The following is a 24,841-nucleotide window of genomic DNA, read 5'->3' on the forward strand; positions in this document are numbered from 1 at the left end:
AGGTTTCGGGGAGAGAGTCAGGCGAGTGGATGGCGGTCGAACCGCCAGCGGGTCGTGCCGCCGGCGGTGTCGAGGACGACCTTCGGGGGGAGCGGAAGCTCGTGGAAGGGGGACTCGTTGGAGTCCATCTGGTATCCGGCGGTGTTGGGGTAGACGAGCAGGTCACCGAAGCCGGGGCGGGTGGGGAACCGCACCTTGCGCCAGGTGACCATGTCGGACTCCAGGCAGGTGGCTCCGCCGACGCAGGCGGCGTACGGCTCGCTTGCGGACTCCTGGGCGGGCAGCAGCACGGGATCGGGCAGGTACTCGCTGTTGAACCACTGCTCGGACAGGCTCAGGCTGCTCCCGTCCACGGTGACGATCCCGTACCCGGGCCGGTCCTTGACGCCCTGCACGCGGAACACGGTGCAGCCGGCCCCGTCCAGCAGCGCCCGCCCCGGCTCCATCAGGAGCATCACGCCCGCCTCGCGCAGGCGCCCGGCGAGACCGCCCGTGGTGAGGATGGCGCGCAGGGCGTCGGGGCCCGCCACCGGCGAGTGGTATGGGTAGAAGTCGGCCGGGCCGAAGGACTTGCCGGCGTGATAGTGCTCGGGCCGCTGGTCGCGCAGGAAGCGTTCCCAGTGCTCGGCGCCGGTGTAGTCGACGGCGAACCCGCCGCCGATGCTGATCCGGTCGGCGCGCAGGCCCAGCGTCCTCGCCTTGAGGCATAGGTCGACCAGTTCGGCGGCGAGTTGGGCACGCATCAGGGGGTCGTAGCCGGAGAGGTGGAAGGAGAAGCCCTCCATCGTGACTCCGGCTTCCCGGCACCGTACGAGCGCGGTCTCCAACGCCCCTTCGTCCAGGCCGAATCGGCTGTGAGGCTGGGCGGGCGGAAGCCGCCGCAACAGCACCCGCGCCGGACGTCCGGCCGACCGCGCCTGCGCGATGACCCGGTCCAGTTCGTCGAGGGCGTCCACGGCGATCAGACAGCCCTGCAGTACGGCGACACGCAGCAGGGCGTCCGCCTTGGCGGGCCCGGTGATCACGAGGTGCTCGCCGCGCACTCCGTGCCCAAGCGCGCTCTGCAGCTCACCGGCGCTGGCGATGTCGACGCCCGTCCCGGACAGGGCGCACCGCTCGATCCATACGGCGGCCTTGTTCGCCTTCTTCGCGTAGTACACGTACCCCTCGACGCCGAACTCGTCGAGCACCGCCGTGAAGGCGACGGCGTTGGCGTCGAAGCGGTCGGGCAGCAGCAGATGGAAGGGGCCGCCGATCGCGTACGACAGCTCGTGCGCGAGCGAGCCGGCCAGGATCGCGTCGAGCTGCGGATCCGGGTGGGCCGGCAGCGACGGGGCCGCCGTCGGGTCGGTCACTGCCACAGCGACACCCGTGTTCCCAGGCCCTGCTCGATGGCCAGCTGGGCGAACCGGTGGCCGAGCGCGATGTCGGTGACGACGAGCCCGCTGTTGTACGCGAAGATCCGCTCGCCCGGGGCCTGCCGGCCGTGCGCGCGTCCCGCCACGACCTCCGGGAACTCGGCGTCGACGGCGGGGAAGTTGCCGTCCGCGTCGGTCATGTCCGTGCCGGTGACCTTCATCTGCGCCTCGCTGGTCGCGATGACCCGGTCCGCCCGCTGGAGCGTGGAGGGGGCGATGCCGTGGCCGACGAGGATGGAGAGGGCGCCCGGTTTCAGGTCGTCGGACTCCACGGCGGCCGGGGTGTGCTGGCCCGCGGTGGCGACCACGACGTCGGCGTCGGACGCGGCGGCCCGTACGTCGTCGACGACCTCCACCTCCCGTTCCGGGAAGTAGTGGTGAAGTCGCTCGCGGACGGCGGCGAGGCCGTCGGGGTGGGTGCCGTAGACCATGAGTCGGTCCAGGTCCGGCAGCGTGGTGAGCAGGAAGGGCAGGGCGAGGCGGCCTTGGGTTCCGGTTCCGATGACGAGGGCGCTGCGGCTGCCGGGCGGCGCGCACTCGCGGGCGAGCAGCGCGGAGACGGCGGGGGTGCGCAGGGAGCCGATGCGTCCGCAGTCCATCATCGCGACGGGCAGGCCGGTGGTGTCGTCGTAGACGGTGAGGGTCGTGTAGTAGTGCTGCTGGTCACGGGACTTGTCCAGGCCGTGCTTGTACGACGTCTTGATTGCGACGACTTCGCGGACGCCGTCCCGGCCGAGCATGGCGTAGGAGACGGAGTGGCCGTCCTCGGGCTTGACGGTGAGCTTGCGCGGGTTGGCGGACTTGCCGTCGGCGAGGGTGCGGTACGCCTGCTCGACCACGTCGACGACGTCGGCGAGGGAGATGTCGATGCCCGCGAGGTCGCTGGTGCTCAGGATGCGCAGGGTCTTGTCGTCCGCGGTTATGTCGGACGGGGTGTTGTCCGTGCGTGCGGGGGTGCCGGTCACGGCTGTTCCCTTTCGTACCAGGGGATTTCGGGGCCAGGGGGTCAGGCCGGGGGCCGCTGATGGGAGGTCAGATCAGAGCGACGAGGGCGGCCTGCCCATAGCCGTGTTCGTCGGCCTCGGCGAGTGGGCGGCTGCGGCGGCCGGGCACGCGGACCGAGGCGCGCTTGAGCCAGCGGTCGGTGCCGTCGTAGCGGGGTTTGAACGGCACGCGGCCGTGCACGACCATGTCGTTGTCGACGACCAGGACGTCGCCAGGCTCCAGGGCGACGGCGACCGAGACTCGTTCCAGTTCGGCGGTCAGCCGGTCGTAGGCGGCCCGGTAGTCGGCGGGTGCCTCGTCGAGCGGGGTGTAGGCGGGGTCGTACCGCAGAGTCGGGCCGGCCTCGGTCTGCCACAGGGCAGGAACCTTCGGCGGCTTCTCCCCCGTGAAGGACTGCGCCTCGGCGTAGGCGTCGTCGGGGAGGATCGGCAGCACCGGGCGGGACAGCAGGTCGGTGTCATCCGCGCTGAGGTGGACCTTGCGGATGCTGGCGGCGGTGGTGGCGACGGCGTCGTGGTTGCGCATGCAGGCGAGCAGCAGCAGGTGGGCGCGGCCGGGGTGGAAGGCGTCCTCGGTGTGCGGGCTGAGCAGCACGGTGCTGCTCGCGCCGGTCTGCTCCTCCTCGTGGCCGGGTGCGGGCACGATGTTGTGCACGAAGCGGCCCTCCTGCTGCCCTTCCCAGGCGATGGGGTGGCCCATGGCCGTGGCGAGCAGCAGCAGGATCACGTCCCAGGCGGCGGCGCTGTCGCCGGCCGTGGCCCAACTGCCGGGCGTGGGGCCGATTCCGTCGTCGTCGACCGACAGGCCGCGCAGGACGTACAGGCCGTCGTCGGTGTCGACCGGACGACATGCATGGCGAATCGTTGCCCCAAGTGGGGTGGCGGACGTCGCGACTCGGCGGAGTAGCTCCGGTCGGGCGGCCGAACTGCCGAAGTCGGCAAGGATCTTGTGGGCGGTCTCGGTCAGCTTCTCGACGGCGTGCGAGTCGAGCTGTCGGACGGGTGCGGCTCCCGTAGGCATGGCGCAGACATCCCTTTCGGGGGTGGTTGCGGGGTGCGGGTGCAGTGGAGCTCGGAAGCGCCGACCTGTGAGTTTTCCGTGGTCGGCTCGGCGATCGCTGCGGCAACGTATCAATCGCAGTTAGGTTAGGCAAGCCTTACTAGCTCGGTATGCTCCTCCTGTGCGCCACCCGCCTTGCGTGCGCCGTTGCGTGCTCCCCTGCGCCGATCTGACGCTCCGGCCGGAGATCGGGAAAGCCTTCGGCAAAGCTTGCGCACAAGAATTTATTAGGGTAGGCACACCTAAGCAAACTGCCCCAAGTGAGCGGAACGAGGTCGTACGACGTGAACCTGAACAGACGACAAGTGCTGTGGGCCGGCGGCGGAATGGGCGCGGCCGTGCTGCTTGCCGCCTGCGGCGACGGTGACGAGACCTCGTCCAAGTCGCCGGCGAAGGCGAGCGAGAAGCCCCGGCCGGGCGGCACCCTCCGAGTCGGAGCCCTGGGCCGCGCCTCGGCCATCACCCGCGATCCGCACGGCACGCAGGCCAACGAGAGCGACTACCTGATCATCTCGCTGGTCTACGACACCCTCACCGTTCCCGGCACCAAGCCCAACACCGAGCCCCGGCTGGCGGCTTCGTGGCAGGCGTCGGACGACCTGAAGACCTGGCGCTTCACTCTTGCCAAGGGGGCGAAGTTCCACGACGGCACGCCGGTCACCGCCGCCGACGTCGTGTGGTCGCTGAAGCGGCTGCGCAACACTCCCGCCGGCGCCTCCCGGCTGCCCGGCGTCAAGCCCGAGAACATCACGGCCGACGGCGACGACACCGTCGTCCTTGTCTCCGACTACGCCAACGCCGAACTGCCCCTGCTGACCCGCCTGACGACGTTCGTTCTGAAGAAGGACACGGCGGACAAGGACCTCGGCAAGGCGCCGGGCACGGGCCCGTTCAAGCTGGACTGGTTCCGCTCCGGCAACGCCCGCCTCGTGCGCAACGACGACTGGTACGGCGGCGACGTGTACCTCGACGCTATCGAGGTGAAGATCTTCGAGAGCCCGCAGGCGATGGCCAACGCGCTGCTCGCCGGGCAGATCGACGTCGCCTCCAACGTGGGTGCGGTCGCGGCCCGTACGGCCGAGAAGCGCGACGACATCCAGATCGTGCGCCGCCCCAACGACATGGCGATGCCGATCGTCATGCGCACTGCCAGCGGACCGTTCGCGGACGCGAAGGTGCGCGAGGCGCTGCGCCTGGCCGTGGACCGCGAGGCCATGGTCAAGCAGGTTCTGTCCGGCTACGGCACCGTCGCCAACGACATCCTCGGCACCGGCGACCCCGCCTACGCCAAGGACATCCCGCAGCGCGAGCGCGACCTGGCCAAGGCCAAGCAGCTGCTGAAGGAAGCCGGCTTCGACACGTCGAAGACGTACAAGCTGCTCACCACCGAGGACATCGCGGGCCTCGCCGAGTCCGCCACCCTGTTCGCCTCCCAGGTCCGCGAGGCCGGGGTCAAGGTCGAGGTGGTCAAGCAGGAGTCGGCCACGTTCTGGGACAAGACGTGGCTCAAGGGCGACCTGTACACCACGTACTGGGGCACGAACGACTCCGTGGTGTTCTTCGCCAGCAAGACCATGGTGTCCGACTCCGGACAGAACGAGGCGGGTTGGAAGAACGCCGAGTTCGACGCCGCGTACAAGAAGGCCATGGCCACCAAGGACGTGGCGGCCCGCACCAAGGTCCTCCACGAGTTCCAGCAGATCGAGTACGACGAGTCCGGCTACCTGCTGTGGGGCATGGCCGACGGCATCGACCTCGCGGGTGCCGCCGTGCGCAACCTGCCGACCCTGCCCGGCTACGGCCGCGTCCAGCTCGAGCAGGCATGGCTGGCTCGCTGACCCGGGACGAACCGGCCGAGGGCACCACCGTGCCCCGGCCGGTTCCTGCCGTGATACGTACCGTCCCGTACGCGGCCGGTGTGCTCGCACGCCGGATCCTGCTGCTGGCCGTGCTGCTCGGCGCCGTTTTCGCCGCCGTCGAAATGCTGCCGGGTGACGCGGCCGACGCCACTTCCGAACGCGGCGAGAGCGCGGCCGACCTCGCTCAGCGACGCCATCTGCTGGGCTTGGACCGGCCGGTGGCGGAACGGTTCTGGGACTGGATGACCGGCCTGCCCACCGGCGACCTGGGCACCTCCGCCCGTGGCGAGCCGATCGCGGACCTGCTCGCCCACCCGTTCCCCAACTCCCTACTGCTCGGCGGGCTCGCGCTGCTGGTCACCCTCGTCGCCTCGGTTGCCCTCGGCTGCTGGGCGGCGGCCAAGCCGGGCGGTCCGCTCGACCGGGCGGTCTCGGCGAGCGCCACCGGCATCCTCGCGCTGCCCGAGTTCGTCGTCGCGGTCGCCCTCGTCCTCGTCTTCGCGCTGTGGGTCGACTGGCTGCCCGCCGTCACCCTGACCGACGCCGACGGCTCGCCCGCCTCCTGGCGGATGCTCGTCCTGCCCGTCCTCGCCCTGGCCATCCCGCAGATCGGCTGGAACACCCGGATCGTGCGGGCCGCCCTCGCCGATGAGGCCACGGCCCCGCACATCGAGACCGCCGTCCTCGACGGACTGCCCCGGCACCGGATCCTCACCCACCACCTGCTGCCCGGCGCCCTGCCCACCATCGCTGCCGGCCTAGCCACCTCCACCGGCATGCTCCTGGGCGGCGCGGTCGTGGTCGAGACCATCTTCAACTACCCCGGCATCGGCTCCGTCCTCGCCGGCGCGGTCGCCGACCGGGACAGCCCCGTGATCGCCGGAGTCGTCGCCGTTACCGGAGCAGTCATCACCGGAGTCCTGCTGCTCGCCGACCTCATACGCGCCTGGGCCTCGGGAGACCGCACATGACCGCGACCACCGCCGCCGCGAAGACGGCCCCTTCCCCGTGTCGTACCCGTCGCCGGGTAGCCCTGCGAGTGCTCCCGGCCGTACTGTTCACCGCCCTCGCCCTGGCCGGACCCTGGCTCGCCCCGCACGCCATCGACGCCCCGGTCACGGCGCCGTACGCGGAACCCGGCGGCGACGCCCCCCTCGGCGGAGACCAGCTGGGCCGGGACGTGCTGAGCCGGCTCCTCGCCGGCGGACGCGAACTCGTCGTCACCTCACTCCTCGTCGCCGTCCTCGTCACCGCGGTGGCCGCCATACTCGGCGCGTTCAGCGCTCTGCGCCCGACCCTCGGACGGATCGTCGAACGCTCCGCCGACGTGCTGATGCTTCTGCCCGCCGTGCTCGGCATCCTCCTGGTCACCCTGTCCTGGCCGGAAGGCGGACGACTCGCCGTCGTCACCGCGTCCGTCGTCCTCGGCGTCCCCTACGCGGTACGCCTGGTCGCCGGGGCCGCCACGCCCGTGGCGGCCTCCGGGTACGTGGAGGCGGCGGCCGTCGGCGGCGAGCGACTGGGGTACCTCGTGGTCCGGGAGGTGCTGCCCAACCTGCGCGCCACCCTGCTGGCCCTGTTCGGACTGCGCTTCGTCGCCGCTGTCTACCTCGTCGCCACCGCCGGCTTCCTCCAGGTCGGCCCCCAACCGCCCGCCGCCGACTGGGCGTTGATGATCCGCGAGAACTCCGGCGGCATTGTCCTCAACCCCTGGGCCGTCCTCGCCCCCAGCATCGCCATCGGCCTGCTCGCCATGAGCGTCAATCTGGCAGCCGCCGCCCTCGTCCCCCAGGCCGGCCGGAAGGCGGTGCCCGCACTGTGAACCACATGCCCGACTGGTACTCCGACAGCCAAACAACGGACGGGGCGAACGCGGTCCGAGTCTCCGACCTGACGATCACCGCCCCGAACGGCCGCCTCTTGCTCGACCGGGCCGACCTCGAACTGGCCCCCGGCCGCATCACCGCCGTCGTAGGCCCCTCCGGCTGCGGCAAGACCACACTGCTGCGAGCCGTGACCGGCACCCTGCCCCCCGACACCGAACGGACCACGGGCAGCGTCACCGTCCTCGGCCAAGACCCCCTCGCCCTCCCGGCCCCCGCCCTGCGCACCCTGCGCCGCCACCACCTCGCCTACGTCGGCCAGGACCCTGGCCCCGCCCTCAACCCGCGCATGACGGTGCGCCGCCTGCTCGCCGAAATCGCCGTGGACAAAAGCCCCGAGGCGATCCGCGCCCAGCTCACCGAGGTACGCCTGCCCACCGACGACGGCCTGCCCGACCGCCGCATCGGCAGCCTCTCCGGCGGCCAGCAGCGCCGGGTCGCGCTCGCCCGCGCCCTGGCCCGCCGCCCCGCCGTCCTCCTCCTCGACGAACCCACAGCAGGACTCGACCCCGCACTGCGCGACGAGATCGCCGACCTCCTGCGCCACCTCGCGGAAAGCCACCGCATCGCGATCGGCCTGTCCTGCCACGACCCCGACCTGGTCACCCGACTCGCCGACGACGTCGTAGACCTGACCGGCCCACGCCCGCGGGGACCCGCACGCACCGCACCCGCCCCGCGCGAGCCCGCAACCACACGGCCCGACGGCTCCTCCACGCTCACCGCGTCCGGCCTGCACGCCGTCCACCTCCACCGGCGCCGCCGCGTCCCCGTGCTGCACGGCATCGACCTCACCCTCGCCGCCGGAAGCAGCCTCGGCGTCGTCGGCGCCTCCGGCTCCGGCAAGACGACCCTGCTGCGCACCCTGGTCGGCCTGCACCGCGCCACCGCCGGCACCGTCAGCCTCGACGGCACCCGCCTCGCTCCCACCGCACACGGCCGCTCCCGCGACCAGCGCCGCCGCCTCCAACTCGTGCCACAGGACCCCCTGGGCACCCTCAACCCCAGCCGCACCGTCGGAGCCACCCTGCGCCGCCCACTCCTGCTGCACCGTCGTGCCGGTCGGGCCGAGCTCCCCGACCGCGTCCTGGAACTCCTGGACCAAGTCGGCCTGCCCGCCGCCTTCGCCGACCGCTATCCCCACGAACTGTCCGGCGGCCAGCGCCAACGCGTCTCCATTGCCCGCGCTCTGGCTGCCGACCCCGACGTGCTGTTCTGCGACGAGGTCACTTCAGCACTCGACGCGGACACCGCCGTCACCGTCATGGACCTACTGACGGACCTCCGTGCCCGACGTGGCCTGTCGCTCGTCCTGGTCAGCCACGACCTGCGCCTGGTCGCCGACCGCACGGACACCCTGGTCGTGATGTCCGAGGGCCACGTGGTCGAGTCGGGCCCCACGGCGCTGCTTTTCACCTCACCATCCCACCCCGTGACCACCGCACTGGCCACAGGGATCCCGCTCGGCGGCTGACTACGGGAACCGCAGCAAAGGGCGGGGTCCTCCGGGGCCGCTCCGGTGAACATGTCCTCCTGCTGGGCATTGGGCTGGAGGAATACCGGCACGATCAGGGCGAGCTTTCTCTCACCGGGCTTCTGACACAGAGCGCGGCCGGTGGCCTGGACGATGTCGTGCTGAGCCCCCTCGGGGTCCATCAGGGCCACGGCGTCCACGGCCCTGATGTCGACGCCCCCACCGGGGCGCGGCAGTTCGAGAGCACGGCCCGCCGCGCGGTGGTGCCAATGCAGTGCGGTGGCCGTAGCCGAGAGCCGACTGCAACCGTTCGGTGTTGTACCAGCCGACCCAGGCGGCGACGGCGTGTTCGACATGGTCAGTGTCCCGCCAGGGGTCTTGGTGCTCGATCGGTTCGGCCTTGGAGGAGCCGTTGAGGGCCTCGGCCACGCCTTCCTGGCTGTCTTCGTGCATCAGGCGCTCGACGGTGCAGCGGGCCGCGTGCGCGCCCTCGCGTCGGGCTGGTGGTGGACGCGCCGATCGAGACGGGCGCCCTGGTCGGCCCGGCCTGGCGGACCCAGCCGCGCAGGGCTTCCTTGGGGACGCCCAGGTCCCGGGCCACGTGCGCGACCGGACGGTCTGAGGTCTGGACTTCGCGGACGGCCCGCTCACGCGGCTCGTCGGGGTACCTTCTGGGTACTTCCGTGGTGCAGGCATCGGACCTGTGTTCTCCCATCTGCCGAGGAGATCAGGCCTGGCTTCAGGACCGCTGCAAAATCCGGTTCAGCTCACCCTGAAAGACCTCGCTGCTCTGGTCAGAGTCCGAGCGTCGCGTTCAGTCGCCGACCTCTTCAAGTTCCACAACGTCGTCGTGGGTGCCGACGGACTTGCCGTCGGCGTGCAGCTGACCGGCCTTCATCTGCATGGACGGCTCATGGCAGGTCTTCCCACGTCCACGGGAGGGCGGCGCAGCCATCGGTGTTCCGACCGAATCGGAAATGCTCCTGGTGGCCATTGAGCTTGATGAACTGATCGAAGAGACCCGCCGCAGGAAGCCGTGCGGCAAGATCGGCCATCTGTGGGTGTGCGGCGACAGCGCGCAGGCTGTCCAGCAGCACCGCCACCGCGGCAGGGTCGCCGAGTGGCATGTGGGCGGCGGCTCGTGTGGCCAAGTGGGCCACCTGTGTGTGTGCCGCGGCGGCTCGCAGGCTGTCCAGCAGCACTGCTACTGCGCGCGGGTCGTCGAGCGGTGCGTGGGCAGCCGCTCGTGCGGCTAGTTCAGTCACCTGGTGATCCGCTTCAGCATCCCGCAAGCAGTCCAGCAGATCGGCCACCGCGGTGGGTGAGTCGAGGGGCACGTGGGTGGCCGGATCGCGAGCCAGCAGGACGGCCACCTGGTGGCTCGCTCCGGCGTCCCGCAGTCTGTCCAGCAGCAGGGCTACCGCGATGGGTGAGTTGAGGGTGATGTGGGTGGCGGGGTCGCGAGCCAAGAGGGCGGCCACTTGGTGGCTCGCTCTGGCATCCAGCAGACTACCCAGCAGCACAGCCACGGCTCGCCCGTCATCGAGAGCTACATGGGCAGCGGGTTCACGGGCCAGGAGGTCGGCCACCTGGCTGTCTGCCCCTGCATTCCGCAGGCCGTACAACAGATCGGCGACCGTGACCGAATCGTGGATGGGGACGCGTGCCAGGGCTCGAGCAGTCAGGGCGGCGCCGTCTTCGTTCTGCCTTGTTTCCCGCAGTCTGCCCAGTAGCAGGACCATCGCGCCATGGTCATCAAGGGACATATGCTCGACTGCCCGTGTGCTCAAGGTGGTGACCTGTTCGTCCGCCCCGGCATTGCGCAGGCTCTCCAGCAGCACGGCCACAGCGCGCCCGTCGTCGAGTGCGGCATGGGTGGCGGGGTCACGGGCCAGCAGGACAGCCGCATGGTGGTCCGCTCCGGCATGGTGCAGGCCGTCCAGCAAAACAGCCACCGCATCCGGGGCGTCGAGGCGGACGTGGGCGGCGGGGTTGCGGGCCAACAAGGCGGCCACCTGCTTGTGCGCCCCGGCTTTGTGTAAGAGGTCCAGCACTTCGGCCACAGAACGCGGGTCGTCGAGGGATACGTGGGCGGCAGCTCGTGTGGCCAGAATGGCGACCTGGTCGTGCGCACCGATCCTCTGCAGGCCCTCCAGCAGATCGGCCACCGCGCTGGGTGAGTCGAGAGGCACGTGGCCGGCGGGGTCGCGGGCCAGCAGGACGGCGGCTTGCTCCTCTGCCCCGACAGCCATCAGGTTGTACAGCAGATTCGCCACTGCACGCCCGTCGTCAAGTGCGACGTGGGCAGCGGGGGCGCGGGCCAGCAGAGCGGCCGCCTGCGTGTGCGCTCCGGCATAGTGCAGGCTGAACAGCAAGTGGGCCACCGCCCACGGGTCGTCCAGCGCTGCGTGAGCGGCAGCTCGCGTGGCGAGGGCGGCTGCCTGGTCGACTGTGCCGCCGCGCCACAGGTTCCTCAGCAGCGTGGTCACTTCGAATGGGTCGTCGACTGAAGCGTTGGCTGCAACCCACTCGGCAGGCCGGTGGTCGGCGGGGTGCAGGCTGTGCAGGAGGTGGACGAGGTCGCTTGCCCCCTGGGACCCGCCGCGTGCGGTGGCGGTCTTGAACAGCTGGGCAGCCTCCCGGTACAGACCGCATCGCCGGGCGGTTTCACCGAGGGTGTGCAGGTCGACAGGGCGGACGTGGTCTGCGGCTGCGCCCCAGAACCCGACAGGGGGCAGCTGCCCCACGCGATGGTGGCGTCCGTGTTCTTCGAGGAAATCGGCAAGACGGAACAGCGGTCCTGCCGGGTGCGAGAACGGCGCGCCGGCAGCTGGGATGGGAGAGCCTCGTCGTGAGGGTCGCCTGCTGGTACGGCGCAAAGGGGCTTGTTTGCCGTGGACCGGTTCGGCGAGTTCGGCCAACGCCCGTTCAGCCCAGTCGTCGGTGAGCTGGTCGTAGTCGATGTCGGACAGGTAATCGGTGGCAGCGTCGATGAGGAAAGCCTGGGGGAGGTGGAGGCCGGCGCCAAGACGGCGGGCGTCCATGGCCGCCTCCAGGAGTGCCATGGCGGCTGGTGTTGCGTGCAGGTAGCGCTTGAGGAGCTCGGGAGCGCCGGCCAGATCCTGGGTGATGCGCCCGTTGGCGCGGGCACGGGAAACGGCGTCGGCCAGCAGCCGGTCACCACCCTCGGCAAGTGCGACGGCCTTGGCCAGGGCGCCAGCATCAAAGCTGTCCGGGACGCTCAGCGTGCAGCCAGACAGGAGTTCCCGCACCCGGCTGTGTGGATCTTCCTCGCCCGGGGTGGGCAGGGACGTGTACTGGCGAGCGTATTCGGGCCAGAGCGTGCCCAGTACGAGGACCGGCCCGCGCTGCGGGCTGACCAGCAGCTGGTGCACGGCCGCTGCGATCCGCTCACCGTCCGCCCGCTTCCCGAGGTAGTGCTGGGCTTCGTTCAGCCAGACCACGGTGCGCGGCCCCACATGCTGCAGTTCCTCGAGTGCTGCCTCGGCCCGGGTCGGGTCGAAGGGATGCCACAGCCTCCACCCCTTCTCAGCGAGGGGCTGGACGGCCTCCCAGCACGCCCGCGTCTTCCCGGTCGAAGAGGTGCCCACCAGCACCACCATCCGGCTGCGGCCCTGGCCCGCATCCCGCACCGCGCGCGCCAGCACCCGGTCGTGCTCCCGCGCCACATACCCCGGCAGCGTCGACCGTCCCGGCGCGAGCGCACCGGACTCTGCCAGGGTGGGGCCCGCCGGGTGGACCTCCAGGGCATGTGGATCCCACTCACCGATCGGCCTGCCCGGCCCCACGTCACCGCGCTGCCCACCGGTCCCTGCCCCAGACCCGGACGCGGGGCGCCCTGTCAGCTCTTGCAGGAGGGCGACTGCGGCCTGGGCGGCGTTGTGGGCGGCTGGCTGCTGCGAGCCTTCGGCGTCCCGCTGGTGTTTGTGTGCGTCGGCCTTGCCGCTGATGCCACGGATGATCAGAGCGTCCAGATCACCGGTGAGGTGGGCGGCCTGTGCGACGCCGGCGCCTTCCATCTCGATGGCGACGGCATCGTTGTAGTGCTCGTTGAGGTGGCGGACGATCGCGGAGGCGGCGTCCGCGAGGACGACGTCCCCGACGGCGATCGGCTTGAAGTGGGCCCTGCCGCGCAGGGCGTGCCGGGCGGCCTGCTCCAGGCGGTGGGAGGTGCGCCAGGCTTCGGGCCGTACGAGGAAACCGTGCGGGGTCTGCTTGCCGCCGTGGATCCCGTACACCTTGGTGGCGACCACGACGTCCCCGACCTCGATGTCGTCCTTCAGCCCGCCCGCGACACCGACGAAGAGCAGGACCTGCGGGCGCAGCCAGGTGTGGAAGCGCTCGGTGAGGGCCGCGGCGGTCAGCGTGCCCTCACCGGTCTCGGCGAGCGCCACCTGCCAGGAGGTCCCGGCGAACCGGCCGCACTCGGCACGGGTGCCGGAAGGGTGCACGAGGGTCTGGACACTGGTGAGGTGCGCCCGGACGGCCTCGTACTCCACAGACAATGCCGTGAGGACCACAGCGACCGGACCCTGCTGTTCACCCGCCCCGAACGCCTCCTGCTGGCGGTCCGGCTGCGCCCGTGTCACCCGACCTCCCCGACCGGTTCGCGGGTGTTGAAAGCCGGGCGCGGGCCGCGGTCGGGGATCCGCGCTGCAACCCCCTTGCCCACGAGCCCTGACTCGGACCCGAGCACCGTGCCATGCCCCACCAGCTCACCCATCCCCGCCGGCAATCGCCCCATGAACAGGCATATTGCCGGACAGCCCAGGCTGGCACCGCCGAAAGCCATAAACGATCAACAGTGCTACGCAATGACCGCATTTTCCCGGGGGCCTGGCGCGAAAAGACTGACAGACGTAGCCCGAGCCGACCCGGCCCATGCTCCTGCAGATCCCGAAACCGTCGCGAACCTGCGCGAACGCGGCCGATGTGTACTGCGAGCCCTGTCCGCATGGAAGATCACCCCGTCCACGTGGCCGCCGCGGGTCGCCACGGCCATCTCCAGGGCGTCGACGACCGGTTCCGTGCGCATGTGAGTGGCCGTCGACCAGCCGGGCACCCGGCGCGAACAGATGTCGATGACGCAGGCGAGATACAGTCATGTCCCGCTGGCCTGCACGTATGTGATGTCGCCGCACCACTTCTCGTTCAACTGCCCGGCGAAGAAGTTGCGTTGGACGAGATCCGGGGCCGGTGGTGCAAGCCGGCCGGGGACCGTGGTGCGCTTGCTGCGCCGTAGGCGCCGTCCTTCGATACCGGGCCGGCGCATCAGGCGCCCGACGCGCTTGCGGTTGACGGTGTGCCCGAAGCCGCGCAGCCCGGCATGGATCTCGCGGATCTCCACGGGCAGGGCGTCGTCGGCGGCCTGCCGCTCCCGACGGGCCCTCGCTCCGGCGAGCCACCGGTAGCAGCCCGGGCGCGAGACCCGCAGGACCCGGCATATCCGCTGGACGCCGAAGGCTTCTGCATGTGCGGAGACGAAGTCCCGGCGGCGGGTCTTCACTTCATCTTTTTCGCGAAATGGGCAGCTGCCCGACGCAGGATCTCCCGCTCGGGTTCCCATTCCTTCTCTGCCTTGCGCAGCCGGCCGTTCTCCGCGCGCGGCCGGGCCGATTCCTCGTCCCGGCTCTCCGCGCTCTGCTCGCCACGGCCGTGATCGCGGCCCGCGTGTTCGTCGGCCTGGCGCGCCCGGCTCCGCAGGGTCTCGCCGCTCGCCCCGGCATCCGCCGTGACCGCCGCGTACGTGCGCTTCCCGCCCGCCGCGCGGTACAGCGCGACGGCATCGTTCCTGAACTCCACCGGATACGGAGACCTACGTCCCACCAGTACACCTTCGCTCGGATCTGCAAGATCCATTGTCAGAGTGTCCACACCACAGGGGTCGCCTCAGTCTGAAGCTTCCCCAAGGCCGGGTAGTTAGCGTTTTCGCAGGTCACGCAAGGGGACCGTTTCCTGCGTTATGGCCGCGTAACGTCCCGTGCGGACCCTTTTGATCATTCCTTTCTCGGTCCAGCGGGCGAGTTGTCGGTAGGTGGCGACGAGGGTGACGTCGCCGAGGAGTTCGGCGATCTCCCGTGAGCGCCATAGCCGTTGGGGTTCGGCCTGCAGGATGGCCAGGACGCGTGTCATGCGGGTGCTGGTCTGGCCGGGGCCGACGTACTGGGGGACCGTGGTCGTGGGCAATGCGGGCTCCGGCACCGGTGGCGGCAGGAGCGTGATCGCCGTTGAGGTCACGGCCTTGCTGGCATCGGGGCGGCCGTCCATTTTCCGTTCCGCGTAACGGGAAGTGGGGGACTTCACCTTGCGGGTGCTGACGCGGGCCCGCCGTGCGGGTGACAGCGCCGACAGAACGCGCCGGCCGATCTCTCCGATGCCCTGCTCGAAGATGCCTTGCGCACCTACCAGTAGGTCACGGGCTGTTTGGAGGGCGATGGTGAAGCCGCAGCGGTCTGGATCGGTGCCCGGCTGGGACTCCGCCGCCTGGACCATGGTGCGGCGCAGGAGCTGGTAGAGGGTGAGCAGGGCCCACATCTCCTGCTCGACGCCCGCCGGGTCGTGCGAGCGCAGGACGCGTCCGTGCAGGATGGTGTGGCGCAGCGCGTAGTAGGCGCTCTCGTGCTCCCAGCGCTCGTGATAGAGGTGCACGAGGCGGTCGGCGGGGTAGCGGCGGGCGTCCAGGAGCGTGGTGGCCAGGCGGTAGGAGCCCTCGAAGGTGCTGCCGTCGGTGCAGGTGATGCTCACCCGGGCTTCGATGATGCGCACCGGGACGCCGCCGATGACCGAGAGGTAGGAGGAGTCGGCGAGCGGCTGGAGGACCGGTGGGCGGCGGCGCCGGCGGATGCGGCCCAGGAGCTGTGCGCCGGTGGCGTGTACGGCGCTGAAGAAGTCGTTGCTGTCGAAGCCCCGGTCCCACAGCACCAGCATCTCGGGGCTCAGATGGTGCAACAGCCTGGTGGCGTAGGAGGTCTCGCCCTCCCGGGTGGGGCCGAAGACCGCTGCGATCACGGACCGGGTGCCGGTCTCGACCAGCGTCATCAGCTCGACCTGGGGATACCCGCCGTGCGGGCACCGCCCCAGCCAGGCCTGATTACGCTCGCTGTCCGGCACCTTGAGCGAGCTGCAGCCGTCGAACGACACCGTCCGGTACGGGCCGAACCGCACCCCCGACGTGGTCGGCCGGGCCAACGGGCCGGCCAGCACCTCGAATAACGCCCGCACCGGCGTGCTGCCGACCCTTCGGCGCAGGTCACGGAGCGCCTTCGTGCTCGGGCGGACAACCGGAATCCCCCGCAGGCCGGCCGTCAGTTTGGCCCACACCAGCCGATAGCCGACCTCGGGGAAGAGACACATCGCCAGCAGGAAGTAGACCCCGACCCGCGAGGGAAGATCCCGCAGCCGACGCTGCACGGTCCGTGTCTCCGACAAGACCGCATCGACCAGCTCGAACGGCATGATCGGTGTCAGTTCTCCCAGATGGCCCGGCGCGAACCGACCCGCGGCCACTATGACCGTACGGGTGATGGTCGCCAGCGGCGGTTGCAGGACACAATGCTCGGGCAACGGAGCTCCTTCTGGACAAGCTGTCTTGGACGACTGCCTGTACCAACGAGCTCCGTTGCCCCACGTCAGGACTTTCCCAACTTCCTTGCGTGACCTGCGAAAACGCTAACTACCCGGCCTTGGGGAAACTTCAGCCGCGCCGGCGCCCAGGCAGTTGGGCAGGCGGTGACGTTGATCCCGCACCGCCCGCCCGACATGGAGGAGACCACACTCTCGCCGGACTGCCAGCGCATTCTCGCCCTTATGCGGCAGGCTGCTGGACCGGTCATGAGCGACAGGTCGGCGAAATGCCGGGAGTCGACGTCAGCGTACGGGCCGAGCTGGAACCGCTGCGCGGGAGACTTGCGACGTGGCCGTGCCTACGCCACGGCGGTCGTCGACGTGTTGCGGGACTTCCGGCGATTTCTGTGGCAGGCCCGTACTGCTCGTGAGCGAGCGGTGCGGGCCTGCCACAGCTGGTCACCTCCCAGGTGTCGGACCGGGCCGGTCGACCGGCTTCGGGAGGTCCAGCAACTTCTGCACGGCCTGCCGCGTTCGGTCGCCCTCGCTCGGCCGGGCGGCCTTTGGGGAGCTCGACCGGAGGCTGCCTGCCGGTCGGGGCGCCACCACGCAGTTCGACTTGCCGGATTCGTAGACGCCGTTGACAGCGGTCACGCAGAACTCGTAGTTCCATACTCCGGGGAACAGGAACCCGATTCCCTTGCTCGTGCCCTCGACGATGTCCTCGTCGGCCTTGGAGATGCTGCCGTCCTTGTCGCCGCCGCTGATGTTGCGGACCCACACGCGGTAGCCGGCGGCGTCGTTGGAGCCGTTCCAGTCCAGCTGGACGGTCGTCGCGTCGGTGGAGGTGACCTCCAGATCCGTCGGTGCGGACGGGGTGCCGACGCCGACGGTGACCGGGCGGGCCAGGGCGGGCAGGCCGCCGCCGACCGCGTTCCAGGTCGCTATCGCGACGAGGTAGCGGTGACCGGGGATGAGGCCGTCGATGTGCGCGACGGTGCCTCGTGCTCCGGTACTGGTGAGAAAGGCGCCGGGGGTGTCCTTGTCGTACAGGATGATCTCGTAGCGGTCGATGGTGTCGGTGTGCGGTCCCGTCGGTGGGGTCCAGGCGACGTCGACACCGGTGGCGCTGGGCCGGCTGGCGATGTCGGTCGGTGGCGGTGCGGTCTGTGGATGGGCGGTGGCGCTGACCGTGCCGGACCATCCCGATGTGGTCTGCGTGCAGCCGTGGGGTTCACGGGGGTCCGTGGGCCAGCGGCAGCCCATGTTGGCCCGCACCTGGTACTCCCAGCCGATGCCGTCGACGGTCCATGTGGTGTCGGTCCGGTTGCTGAAGGCCTTGCCCTGGCTCCATGCTGTCTGGCCCGCGATCCGCGACCGGACGTCGTAGTCGACGGCCCCGTACACCGGGTCCCAGGTCACCGTGACGCCGAGTGGGGTGGATGCCGCTCGCACATTGGTGGGGAAGGCGGGAGTGAGCCTTGCGGGCACGGTGGCGGGCGCGTCCATGGCGCTGGCGCCGAAACCGAAGTCCTTGCGCAGGACCTCCGCGAAGGCCACGGCGAGTTCGTACTCCCCGTGTTCGTTGGGATGCAGACCGTCGTACCCGGATGGGCAGTTCGTGGGAGAGCACGCGTACCGGCCCGCCCAGTCGACGAGACTGATGTTGGAGATGGGGCTGTCGTCCGCATGCCATGTCGCCATGGACTGCGGAAGAAGGCTGTTGTAGTGGTCGGTCTTGGCGATGAGGTCGTCCCGGCCGCCGATCTTCGTGCGCTGCGGCACGTTGGCCAACGCGAAATCAACGCTCGGGTTGGCCTCGCGGGCCTGGGCGATGATCTGCCCGACGCTATCCAACGTGCCGTGTTCGTCGCTGACGAACCAGCCCATGTCGTTGAAGCCGACCGCAAGCAGGATCAGGTCGGGCCGGTAGGTCGCGACCTGTTGCCGGATGTCCCGTTTGACCTGCGCGGCCTGGCGTCCCCAGTGCGCGTAGTGGTCACTGTCGAATCTGATGTCGGTCGGCCGTCCGGAGGCTGGGCTCTGGGGCTCGCGGATGTCGACCGCATACCCACCCGTGGTGCGCGGGCCTTGGTCGGGCGGAGTCTCACCCGGAAGCAGCGGACGTGAGGGCGGGGCCGGCTTGTCGGGGGTGAACGTGCCGGAGTACGGCCCGACGAAGTCTACGGCGACCTTCTGGCTCCGCAACCACTGCCACAGCCGGTAACGCCAGGTGAAGTCGCCTTCGCGGCCCTGCGTGATGGAATCGCCGACGATCATCACTCGGCGGACCGGGGTGAGGGTCCAATGGCTGCCTCCTCCCGCCTCGGCTGCCGCTCTCGACTGAAACGCCCTGCAGTTCCGCCAGGTACTCCGGCCCGAGAAGCCGCTCGGCTGCTGCCACTGATAGGACGCGTACAGGCAGTAGTCGGGCTGGGAGAACGGCCGGATCTCCACATCGCGCCCTTCGCCGGGAACGTCGGCGTCGACGATGGTCATCTTCTGCTCCGGTGGCACCTGGTCCCGCTCCGTGACGCACGGCGTCGTCCTCATGGTGCCGTCCTCCCAGAAGGCCATGCACCCGATATCCGGATCGGAATTGGCTATCTGCGCAGTCTTGTCCTCGGAGCTGTAGTTCTGGAAGTGCCAGTTCTGCGCGCCGCGCAGATCGTCGTCAAGGGTCGCCTCGTGCTCCATGCTCGGGGCCTGGACGGTGGCTCCGATGCCGGGTGGCACGTCGGTCGCGGTGATCTGGAACGCGGTTGCCGAGGCGGCCAGCGCCGACCCGAACTGCACGGGTGTGTGGTCCGAACCGCCGGGATTGCGCAGACGATTCGGGGCGAGGACGCCCACCAGGTCGCCGGAGGTGACCATGTAGTCCAGTTCGCTGCTGCCCTGATACGTCGCCTGCCCCGTGTTCGTCACGACCCCTATGCGGTTGCCGTTGCCGTCGAGCGGCATGTCCCGATAGAGGCGGACCGGATCCCGGTTGAAGTCGCCGAGGGCGACCCAGCTGTTCCCGCCGGCCGCGGCTGCGATGTTCCGCAACAGGCCCGGCCCGTCATTGCCGCTCCCGGACAGCGCATGCAAGGTGAAGAACCAGGTCGTACCGAATCTCACCCCGAACGATTCCCGTGACTCGCCGTTGGAGAGACCCGGCGGGATGATGACCACCTCTTCTGCGACGCGGTCGGTCACCATGGCCAGGTTCACCCGGTGCCCGGTCGGATCCGTCTCCATGAAGTAGACGTATCGGTACTCGTCGGTACTACCAGGTTGCCAAAGACTCTCGGTCACCGTCAGATTCCCCGACCGAGCGCGAACCTCGGGGACCCCGTTCTGGACTGTGGGCGGCGGGGAACTGCCCGCCTCTTGCAGGGCCACGATGTTGCTCGGAAGCACGGCCCGGTCCGTACTTCCTCGAACCAGCTGGGTGACGCCCGCCGTCCATTTGCTGTCGCGCCCGTTGGTGGCGCCCTGCATGTTCCACGTGGCCAGGCGCAGGTTCGCGATGTCCTGCGGAGCGGCGCTCGCCTCCCGCGCGGGGCCGACCAGTATCGCCATCAGCGCGGCGCATGCCAACATCGTGATCACGCTGCGGAGCGTTGGGGCTCCTTGGCTGTAGCCTCTCGTCCCAGGCTTTCGACGCTGAACTGCGTCCATTCCCTGCATCCCCCCAAAAAATTGACTTGGCGTTGTAGTCCTTCAGCTCCTGCCCGGTCGGGCCTTTGAAGACGGGACCGGCACGTTTGCGTGGAATCCGATCCGCTTCGTGGTTGCACTCCCGATGTAGTCCCAGGCGCTGGCCGGATGGATCGCTTCTCTGCTTCTTCCTTCGTCTTCGCGGCCGTCCGAGTCTTCTTCTGGTCTGCATAGCCGGTGTATCCGCGGCCTTTCTTCCAGCGGGCGACCAGCGCCTCGTTCGTCAGGTACAGCAGGACGTCGTCCTGCTCGGAGGTGCCGTAGGCGGACAGCGGCAGCCCTGTCAGCCTGTCGTATCCGGTGGCAAGTGCTGTCGGTGTGGCCGCGATGGCTGGCGGAGCCACGTCCGCGGCGCCGCCCGCGAGGCCGCGGTGCGGCCGGTGGTCGGCAGGCCGACGGCGCTCGCCGCGAAACATGCCTGCTCATGCCAGGGCTGCTGTCGCGCCTCGCGGCGGGTGGGACTCAGGTTGGTGCCATGCCGGGTTCTTACCTTCCTGGGTAGAGGGGTGAGGCCTGGCCCCCGGAGGGGGCCGACCCGAAGATCGGCCTGGGCGCGGCGTGGGTGTGCGGTGTGCGCGTGGGCGTGGAAGTGCCGTCTTCTGAAAGCGAGTTGGGTGGGATCGGTCACTGTGTTTCCGGCGAAGTGTCGTGCTTGGCTGGCCCGAGCTTGTAGCGTGCGGCGTCCCGTCCGCCATTCCACCGGGAGTTTCGGAACGCTGGGATGTCCGCGCTGGCTCTGGCCTGGAGGAACGTGGCGATCTTGGGATGCCGAACGGGATGGGGACTGGTGGGGCAGCGGAAGAGGCAGCCCGATTTCGCCGCGCTGCTGCGCGAGTTGGAGGAGTGGTCCGGGCTGAGTTGTGAGGCTCTGGCGAAGCAGGCGCACATGAGCACCTCGACGCTGCACCGGTACTGCGAGGGGAAAGGGGTGCCGGTCGACAACGCAGTGGGGTCGGTAGCGGGCGGCCAGGCCGTCGGTCGCGTCGGCGGTCGGCGGGCTGCGTGCAGACCGGGCGATGTGCTGCCGGGATGCCCCGCGCCGACTCTAACGTCCGGTGATCGAGATGGGCGCCGACATTGGTCCTCGCGCTCATACGGCAAGAGCCGGGCCGCTGCGCGGCGGCCGCATGCGGCCGTGGACCTGGCACGGCCCGTCCGTCTTGTGGGCCTGCGGTGGAGGGATCTTCCGGCTGTTCCGTCGGCCGTGGGGTGCGCGCGGCGTCGAAGAGGCATCCATCGAACCGGGCGCATCCTCTCAATTTCCGTGATGGCGTGCCCTGCTCACCAGCCACCTGCCCGCGACCATCCTGGAGAACGTGCCGGTAGAAGTCGCTACCGGCCTGGTGACCGGACTCTGAGCCGCTCCTCGAGCGAGGAGGAGAACACCACCTTGGACGCTTGCGTGAGCTCGTCGACGGACGCCTCTTCTTCGGGCTTGAACTCGCCTTGGCCATTCGGGACCTCGCCTGCGGCGAGACCCGACATCAGGCGGTAGGTGTTCGCTCCCATCAGGTAGGTGGGCTCGGGCTGCTCGGCGAGCCGTGCGAGGTACTCAAGGCCCTCGAGGCCCCAGAACCCGGGCCATCCCTCTCCCGATGCGTGGCCGTCGAGGGAGGTGATGAAGTCGACGAGAAGCTCCTACATGGCGGTGTCCTTTTCCGGGGTGTCACGAGCTTGGACCGGCCGAGAGCCACAAACTCATCGGCTGCGCCGTGGAGCGACGAGAAAACCCATCACGCTGCAGTCGATGACGTCGGGGGAGCGGCACTGCTTCGGAGGGCCCGTGGCCCTACACGATCGCGCTATGCATGTGGTCGGGGAATGATCTCCATGCGTGCTCGACCGCTTGCCGCAGGCGCCGGTTGTCCTCCTGGAGGAGCTGAGGAAGACGCGGTGCCTGCGGCGGCGTAGCGGTCGAGGGCTGCGCGCAGACGACGCCACCACTGCCGCGGCTGCCGAGGCGTTGGCAGGGCTGGACCTCGACTGGGCTCCCGCCGCGGACCACCGGCCGCTTGTCCGAGAGGAATCCAGCACTGGCTCACACGAGATCGACCGGCGCCTCGAGACGTTCGACGGTTTCGGTCCGCACAGGTATGGCTTGCGTGTTGATGAGGTCGCCCGACTCGAGCGTGCCGCTTCCTGAGCGGTCGACGTGCACGCGCAGTCCATACGTGGCCGACGAGTCGAGTTCGGACACGTTCACGCGGAAGGGAACCCGGCCTCCCGGAGCGAGCGGCACGTCCGTCTGAACCTGTGCACCGACGATGGTGGAAGGCGCGTCGGCCACGGAGACGTCGCGGACTTCGACCAGGAGAGAGGCGGCCGTACCGGTCGGCGTGTCGGACGGCAGGGTCACAAAACCCGTGACGGTGTGCGTCATCACGCCCCTCCCGCGAGTGAGCCTGCTGCCACGGCCGGTTCGGGCGCACGTTCGTCGAGACGCGACAGGAGCGCGGCCACCTCCGCCGTGATCGGCAGTCCGGTCCGCTCCTCCACGAACAACCACTGGCCCGCCGGGTTCACCTCCAGGAACACGTACTCCCCGTCGGCCCGCCGACGCAGGTCGACGGCGCCGAACACCAGGCCGAGAGCCCGCATGACACGCAGGAGCCGGTCGGTGACGGCCGCGGGCAGCTCGACCGGCCGCACCCGCGCCTCGTCGACGACCATGCGCATGTCCACCGGATATCCCGTCTGCGAGGCGTCGATCTCCGCGGCGAAGACGCGGTCGCCCACGATGGTCACCCGCAGATCACTCCCCGGCACGTACTCCTGAAAGATGACAGGGGCGTAGCGTACGGCGTCCAGGACCGTCAGGTCCTCGTCTCGTACGAGCCGGGTCTCTCGCCAGGCGTCGGCCGAGGCGACGAAGCCCTTGAAGACGGTGTGGCCGACGCCGGTCTCGTGGATGAAACGGCGGGCCCGCTCAGCCTGGTTGGTGACCAGGGTCCGGGGCAGGCAAAGCCCCGTGCGACGTGCCACGTTCCACTGGTAGGGCTTGTGGTGGGCGACGGCGTCCAGTGCGGGTGGATTGACCCAGGTGCAGTCGAGGGAGTGGAACAGGCCGTGCAGCGCCTCGCCGGTCTCGCTGATCGCGAAGCTCTGGTCGCGGAGTGTGCCCAGTCGGCGGTCGACGGTGAAGGGGCGCACGCGCCGCCACCAGGCGGCCCGGCAGCGCTCCAGGTGGGCGTGGGCCGTCGGCGTGCGCACTGTGTAGACCGGTTCCCCGGCCGCGGCGTAGTCGAGCGTGACGTCGCCGCGAGTGGGGAAGTCGGCCAGGTCGAGACGGACCACCTCGCGTCCGGCCGCCTCCAGCCTGCGCAGAACCGCGCGGGTGTGGTCCTCGTCGTGGGACACGACCAGGATCATCGGGGCTGTCCGGCGGCGACGGGCTGGGTGCCGACCTGGGCCAGCAGGAGGTTGTAGCCGGCCTGCACCGCGGACAGCCCCTGCTGCAGTGAAGCGACCATCTGGCCCAGCTGGCGTACCTGCTCGGCCACTCCGTCCGTCTGTCCGGTCATCGCCGGTGACTGGTGGGGGGTTGCCAGCACGAACGGAATGCTGGGAGCCGGCGGGCTCATGAGGTCGTGGAAGGGAACCTTGTGGGTGCCCTCGAAGACGGGGTCCTTCGACATCTCCTTGATGGTCGTGTCGAAGACAGGATCCTTGGAGATCTCCTTGACCGTGGTCGCCTGCGGGGCCGGATACATCATGTGCACCCCGTCGATGTCGCCCTGGGAGAGTCCCGAGCGCTGTCCCATCGTCACGCCGGGAGGCAGCGGCGTCCGGGGAACGATCGTCGGCTGGTTCGGGTCGATCGCGAAGGCCGTGGCCGGGTAGTGCATGATCGAGCCGAAGTCGTACGGGCCGAGGTCGTCGCCGTCCGCGATCTGCTGCAGGAAGTTGTGCTGCATGTCCGGCTTGATGTTCGCGAACACGATCGTGACGTGCTGGTCCCGGTCCTCGCGGCTCTGCTCGTGCCACAGCCCCACCGTGTGACCGATCTCGTGGATGGCGTTGCCGGTGGAGCAGCTGGGGCCCAACGTGATCTTCTGCATGCCGCCGCGGCGGCCCACGTTGGACGTGCACCCGCTGCCCGGCACGAACCGTACGAAGTCCGGGAACTGAGCCGCGTTGGCAGGGGTGCGTTCGACGAACCGGATGCGGGTGCGGGACTGCCAGTGGGCGATGGCGTCCATGACGCGCTGCGGGTCGGGCAGGCTGGGGTCGATCTCGAACGGCACCGTCGCATCGGGCCAGCGTCGCTGGCGGCCCTGCTCGACCGCTGGGATCCCGATGGAGAAGAGCACCGGCCCCGCGTCGGACTCCTGCGTCAGCTCCTCGACCGTACCGAGCACGATGTCGCCCTCGAACATCGCGAGCCCCTCCACCTCGGCGTAGTGGAGGGCCTTGGCGCGGAAGGTCGCGCCGTCCACCAGCGTGGTTCCGGCGACGGGACCCGACCGGAGCTCGCCGCTGCCCCCGTTGCCGGAGGCGGTCGTCTTGCGGGCGGGCTGCCGTTTGGCGGGGGTGGCCTTCTTGGCCGTCTTCTTGGCGGTGGCACCGCGGGCAGCGGTCTTCCGGGTTCGCCGGGTGGATCCCGATGGGTCGGCGTTCATACGTCACCTTCACTGCGGCGGGGGACATGAGCCTCGGGAGGTGGCTCCCTCACCAGCGTTCACACGTCGCACGCCGAGCCGCCCGTCCAGCGCGCCCGTACGGGTGGAGGCCGGGGCCCTCGCCCGCCGGGCGCTGTCAGGCTCTGCCTCCGACGCGCTCGCCGCACACGAGCGCCATCACACCTCCGAGACCCGCGGCACTCAGCGCTACCTCAAGGCCGGAGTGTTTGCCGTCGTA

At 69.8% G+C, this 24,841-nt stretch carries 18 protein-coding genes and 2 pseudogenes; 5 read left to right on the forward strand and 15 right to left on the reverse strand.

All coding sequences use genetic code 11. The annotated features are described in order from the left end of the window. Positions 1–17 precede the first annotated feature (17 nt). The 3 genes from ACFYR0_RS27665 to ACFYR0_RS27675 form a co-directional block, all read right to left on the reverse strand. Positions 18–1,361 carry a Y4yA family PLP-dependent enzyme gene (locus ACFYR0_RS27665; RefSeq protein WP_389333603.1) on the reverse strand — a complete coding sequence of 448 codons (1,344 nt, stop codon included), beginning with the start codon at positions 1,359–1,361 and terminating at the stop codon, positions 18–20. Beyond that, positions 1,352–2,383: an ornithine cyclodeaminase family protein gene (locus tag ACFYR0_RS27670; protein WP_389333606.1), complete on the reverse strand. Its 1,032-nt coding sequence runs from the start codon at positions 2,381–2,383 to the stop codon at positions 1,352–1,354. The genes ACFYR0_RS27665 and ACFYR0_RS27670 overlap by 10 nt, the downstream gene beginning before the upstream one ends. Before the next feature lie 67 nt (positions 2,384–2,450). After that, positions 2,451–3,443, reverse strand: a complete 993-nt coding sequence (locus tag ACFYR0_RS27675; protein WP_389333609.1) for a TauD/TfdA family dioxygenase — start codon at positions 3,441–3,443, stop codon at positions 2,451–2,453. A 365-nt stretch (positions 3,444–3,808) separates the two neighbouring features. Here ACFYR0_RS27675 and ACFYR0_RS27680 point away from each other — a divergent pair, with 365 nt between their 5' ends. Genes ACFYR0_RS27680 through ACFYR0_RS27695 form a run of 4 tightly spaced genes read left to right on the forward strand, consistent with a single transcriptional unit; the run spans position 3,809 to position 8,698 of the window. Further along, positions 3,809–5,320, forward strand: coding sequence for an ABC transporter substrate-binding protein (locus ACFYR0_RS27680; protein WP_389333733.1), 1,512 nt, complete (start codon positions 3,809–3,811; stop codon positions 5,318–5,320). Further along, a complete protein-coding gene (locus tag ACFYR0_RS27685; protein ID WP_389333612.1) occupies positions 5,305–6,312 on the forward strand; it encodes an ABC transporter permease in 1,008 nt (335 codons plus the stop codon). Before ACFYR0_RS27680 ends, ACFYR0_RS27685 begins: the two co-directional genes overlap by 16 nt. Next, positions 6,309–7,163, forward strand: a complete 855-nt coding sequence (locus tag ACFYR0_RS27690; protein ID WP_389333615.1) for an ABC transporter permease — start codon at positions 6,309–6,311, stop codon at positions 7,161–7,163. Before ACFYR0_RS27685 ends, ACFYR0_RS27690 begins: the two co-directional genes overlap by 4 nt. After that, positions 7,160–8,698, forward strand: coding sequence for an ABC transporter ATP-binding protein (locus ACFYR0_RS27695; RefSeq protein ID WP_389333618.1), 1,539 nt, complete (start codon positions 7,160–7,162; stop codon positions 8,696–8,698). The genes ACFYR0_RS27690 and ACFYR0_RS27695 overlap by 4 nt, the downstream gene beginning before the upstream one ends. A 111-nt stretch (positions 8,699–8,809) precedes the next feature. Here the strand turns inward: ACFYR0_RS27695 and ACFYR0_RS27700 are convergent, their stop codons facing one another. The 8 genes from ACFYR0_RS27700 to ACFYR0_RS27735 all read right to left on the reverse strand — a co-directional run bounded on the left by ACFYR0_RS27700 (position 8,810) and on the right by ACFYR0_RS27735 (position 19,867). After that, entirely contained in the window at positions 8,810–9,151 is a 342-nt protein-coding gene (locus tag ACFYR0_RS27700; protein ID WP_389333621.1) for an integrase core domain-containing protein, read from the reverse strand. After that, positions 9,057–9,413: a transposase gene (locus tag ACFYR0_RS27705; protein WP_389333624.1), complete on the reverse strand. Its 357-nt coding sequence runs from the start codon at positions 9,411–9,413 to the stop codon at positions 9,057–9,059. Before ACFYR0_RS27705 ends, ACFYR0_RS27700 begins: the two co-directional genes overlap by 95 nt. 196 nt (positions 9,414–9,609) lie before the next feature. Continuing rightward, positions 9,610–13,308: a hypothetical protein gene (locus ACFYR0_RS27710; RefSeq protein WP_389333627.1), complete on the reverse strand. Its 3,699-nt coding sequence runs from the start codon at positions 13,306–13,308 to the stop codon at positions 9,610–9,612. A 218-nt stretch (positions 13,309–13,526) separates the two neighbouring features. Beyond that, on the reverse strand, positions 13,527–13,820 hold the full coding sequence (locus tag ACFYR0_RS27715; protein WP_389333736.1) for a DDE-type integrase/transposase/recombinase: 294 nt from the start codon (positions 13,818–13,820) through the stop codon (positions 13,527–13,529). Then, positions 13,821–14,225, reverse strand: coding sequence for an IS3 family transposase (locus ACFYR0_RS27720; protein WP_389333630.1), 405 nt, complete (start codon positions 14,223–14,225; stop codon positions 13,821–13,823). It lies immediately after the preceding gene. After that, positions 14,222–14,578, reverse strand: a complete 357-nt coding sequence (locus tag ACFYR0_RS27725) for a hypothetical protein (RefSeq protein ID WP_389333633.1) — start codon at positions 14,576–14,578, stop codon at positions 14,222–14,224. Before ACFYR0_RS27725 ends, ACFYR0_RS27720 begins: the two co-directional genes overlap by 4 nt. Before the next feature lie 60 nt (positions 14,579–14,638). Next, a complete protein-coding gene (locus ACFYR0_RS27730; RefSeq protein ID WP_389333636.1) occupies positions 14,639–16,282 on the reverse strand; it encodes an IS4 family transposase in 1,644 nt (547 codons plus the stop codon). 459 nt (positions 16,283–16,741) lie between these two features. Next, entirely contained in the window at positions 16,742–19,867 is a 3,126-nt protein-coding gene (locus ACFYR0_RS27735; RefSeq protein WP_389333738.1) for a fibronectin type III domain-containing protein, read from the reverse strand. Between the two features lie 838 nt (positions 19,868–20,705). Here ACFYR0_RS27735 and ACFYR0_RS27740 point away from each other — a divergent pair. After that, a pseudogene (locus ACFYR0_RS27740) lies at positions 20,706–20,918 on the forward strand (helix-turn-helix domain-containing protein); the annotation flags it as partial. A gap of 431 nt (positions 20,919–21,349) precedes the next feature. On the opposite strand, the pseudogene ACFYR0_RS27745 reads toward ACFYR0_RS27740, so the two are convergent. The 4 genes and pseudogenes from ACFYR0_RS27745 to legP form a co-directional block, all read right to left on the reverse strand. Then, a pseudogene (locus tag ACFYR0_RS27745) lies at positions 21,350–21,604 on the reverse strand (deaminase); the annotation flags it as partial. Between the two features lie 418 nt (positions 21,605–22,022). Further along, positions 22,023–22,364: a YbaY family lipoprotein gene (locus ACFYR0_RS27750; protein ID WP_389333639.1), complete on the reverse strand. Its 342-nt coding sequence runs from the start codon at positions 22,362–22,364 to the stop codon at positions 22,023–22,025. After that, a complete protein-coding gene (locus ACFYR0_RS27755; RefSeq protein ID WP_389333642.1) occupies positions 22,364–23,341 on the reverse strand; it encodes an MvdC/MvdD family ATP grasp protein in 978 nt (325 codons plus the stop codon). The genes ACFYR0_RS27750 and ACFYR0_RS27755 overlap by 1 nt, the downstream gene beginning before the upstream one ends. Before the next feature lie 8 nt (positions 23,342–23,349). Continuing rightward, positions 23,350–24,603 carry a Dot/Icm T4SS effector Zinc-dependent metalloprotease LegP gene (legP, locus tag ACFYR0_RS27760; RefSeq protein ID WP_389333645.1) on the reverse strand — a complete coding sequence of 418 codons (1,254 nt, stop codon included), beginning with the start codon at positions 24,601–24,603 and terminating at the stop codon, positions 23,350–23,352. Positions 24,604–24,841: the final 238 nt, after the last annotated feature.

Source organism: Streptomyces sp. NPDC005017 (genome assembly GCF_042873115.1).
In the GTDB taxonomy this organism is placed as follows: Bacteria; Actinomycetota; Actinomycetes; order Streptomycetales; family Streptomycetaceae; genus Streptomyces.

Bases quoted from the DNA above. Each gene is read 5' to 3' on its own strand.
- ACFYR0_RS27675 (WP_389333609.1), bottom strand. From the start codon at position 3,443: ATGCCTACGGGAGCCGCACCCGTCCGACAGCTCGACTCGCACGCCGTC.
- ACFYR0_RS27680 (WP_389333733.1), top strand. From the start codon at position 3,809: ATGGGCGCGGCCGTGCTGCTTGCCGCCTGCGGCGACGGTGACGAGACC.
- ACFYR0_RS27685 (WP_389333612.1), top strand. From the start codon at position 5,305: ATGGCTGGCTCGCTGACCCGGGACGAACCGGCCGAGGGCACCACCGTG.
- ACFYR0_RS27690 (WP_389333615.1), top strand. From the start codon at position 6,309: ATGACCGCGACCACCGCCGCCGCGAAGACGGCCCCTTCCCCGTGTCGT.
- ACFYR0_RS27700 (WP_389333621.1), bottom strand. From the start codon at position 9,151: ATGCACGAAGACAGCCAGGAAGGCGTGGCCGAGGCCCTCAACGGCTCC.
- ACFYR0_RS27705 (WP_389333624.1), bottom strand. From the start codon at position 9,413: ATGGGAGAACACAGGTCCGATGCCTGCACCACGGAAGTACCCAGAAGG.
- ACFYR0_RS27725 (WP_389333633.1), bottom strand. From the start codon at position 14,578: ATGGATCTTGCAGATCCGAGCGAAGGTGTACTGGTGGGACGTAGGTCT.
- ACFYR0_RS27735 (WP_389333738.1), bottom strand. From the start codon at position 19,867: ATGTTGGCATGCGCCGCGCTGATGGCGATACTGGTCGGCCCCGCGCGG.
- ACFYR0_RS27750 (WP_389333639.1), bottom strand. From the start codon at position 22,364: ATGACGCACACCGTCACGGGTTTTGTGACCCTGCCGTCCGACACGCCG.
- legP (WP_389333645.1), bottom strand. From the start codon at position 24,603: ATGAACGCCGACCCATCGGGATCCACCCGGCGAACCCGGAAGACCGCT.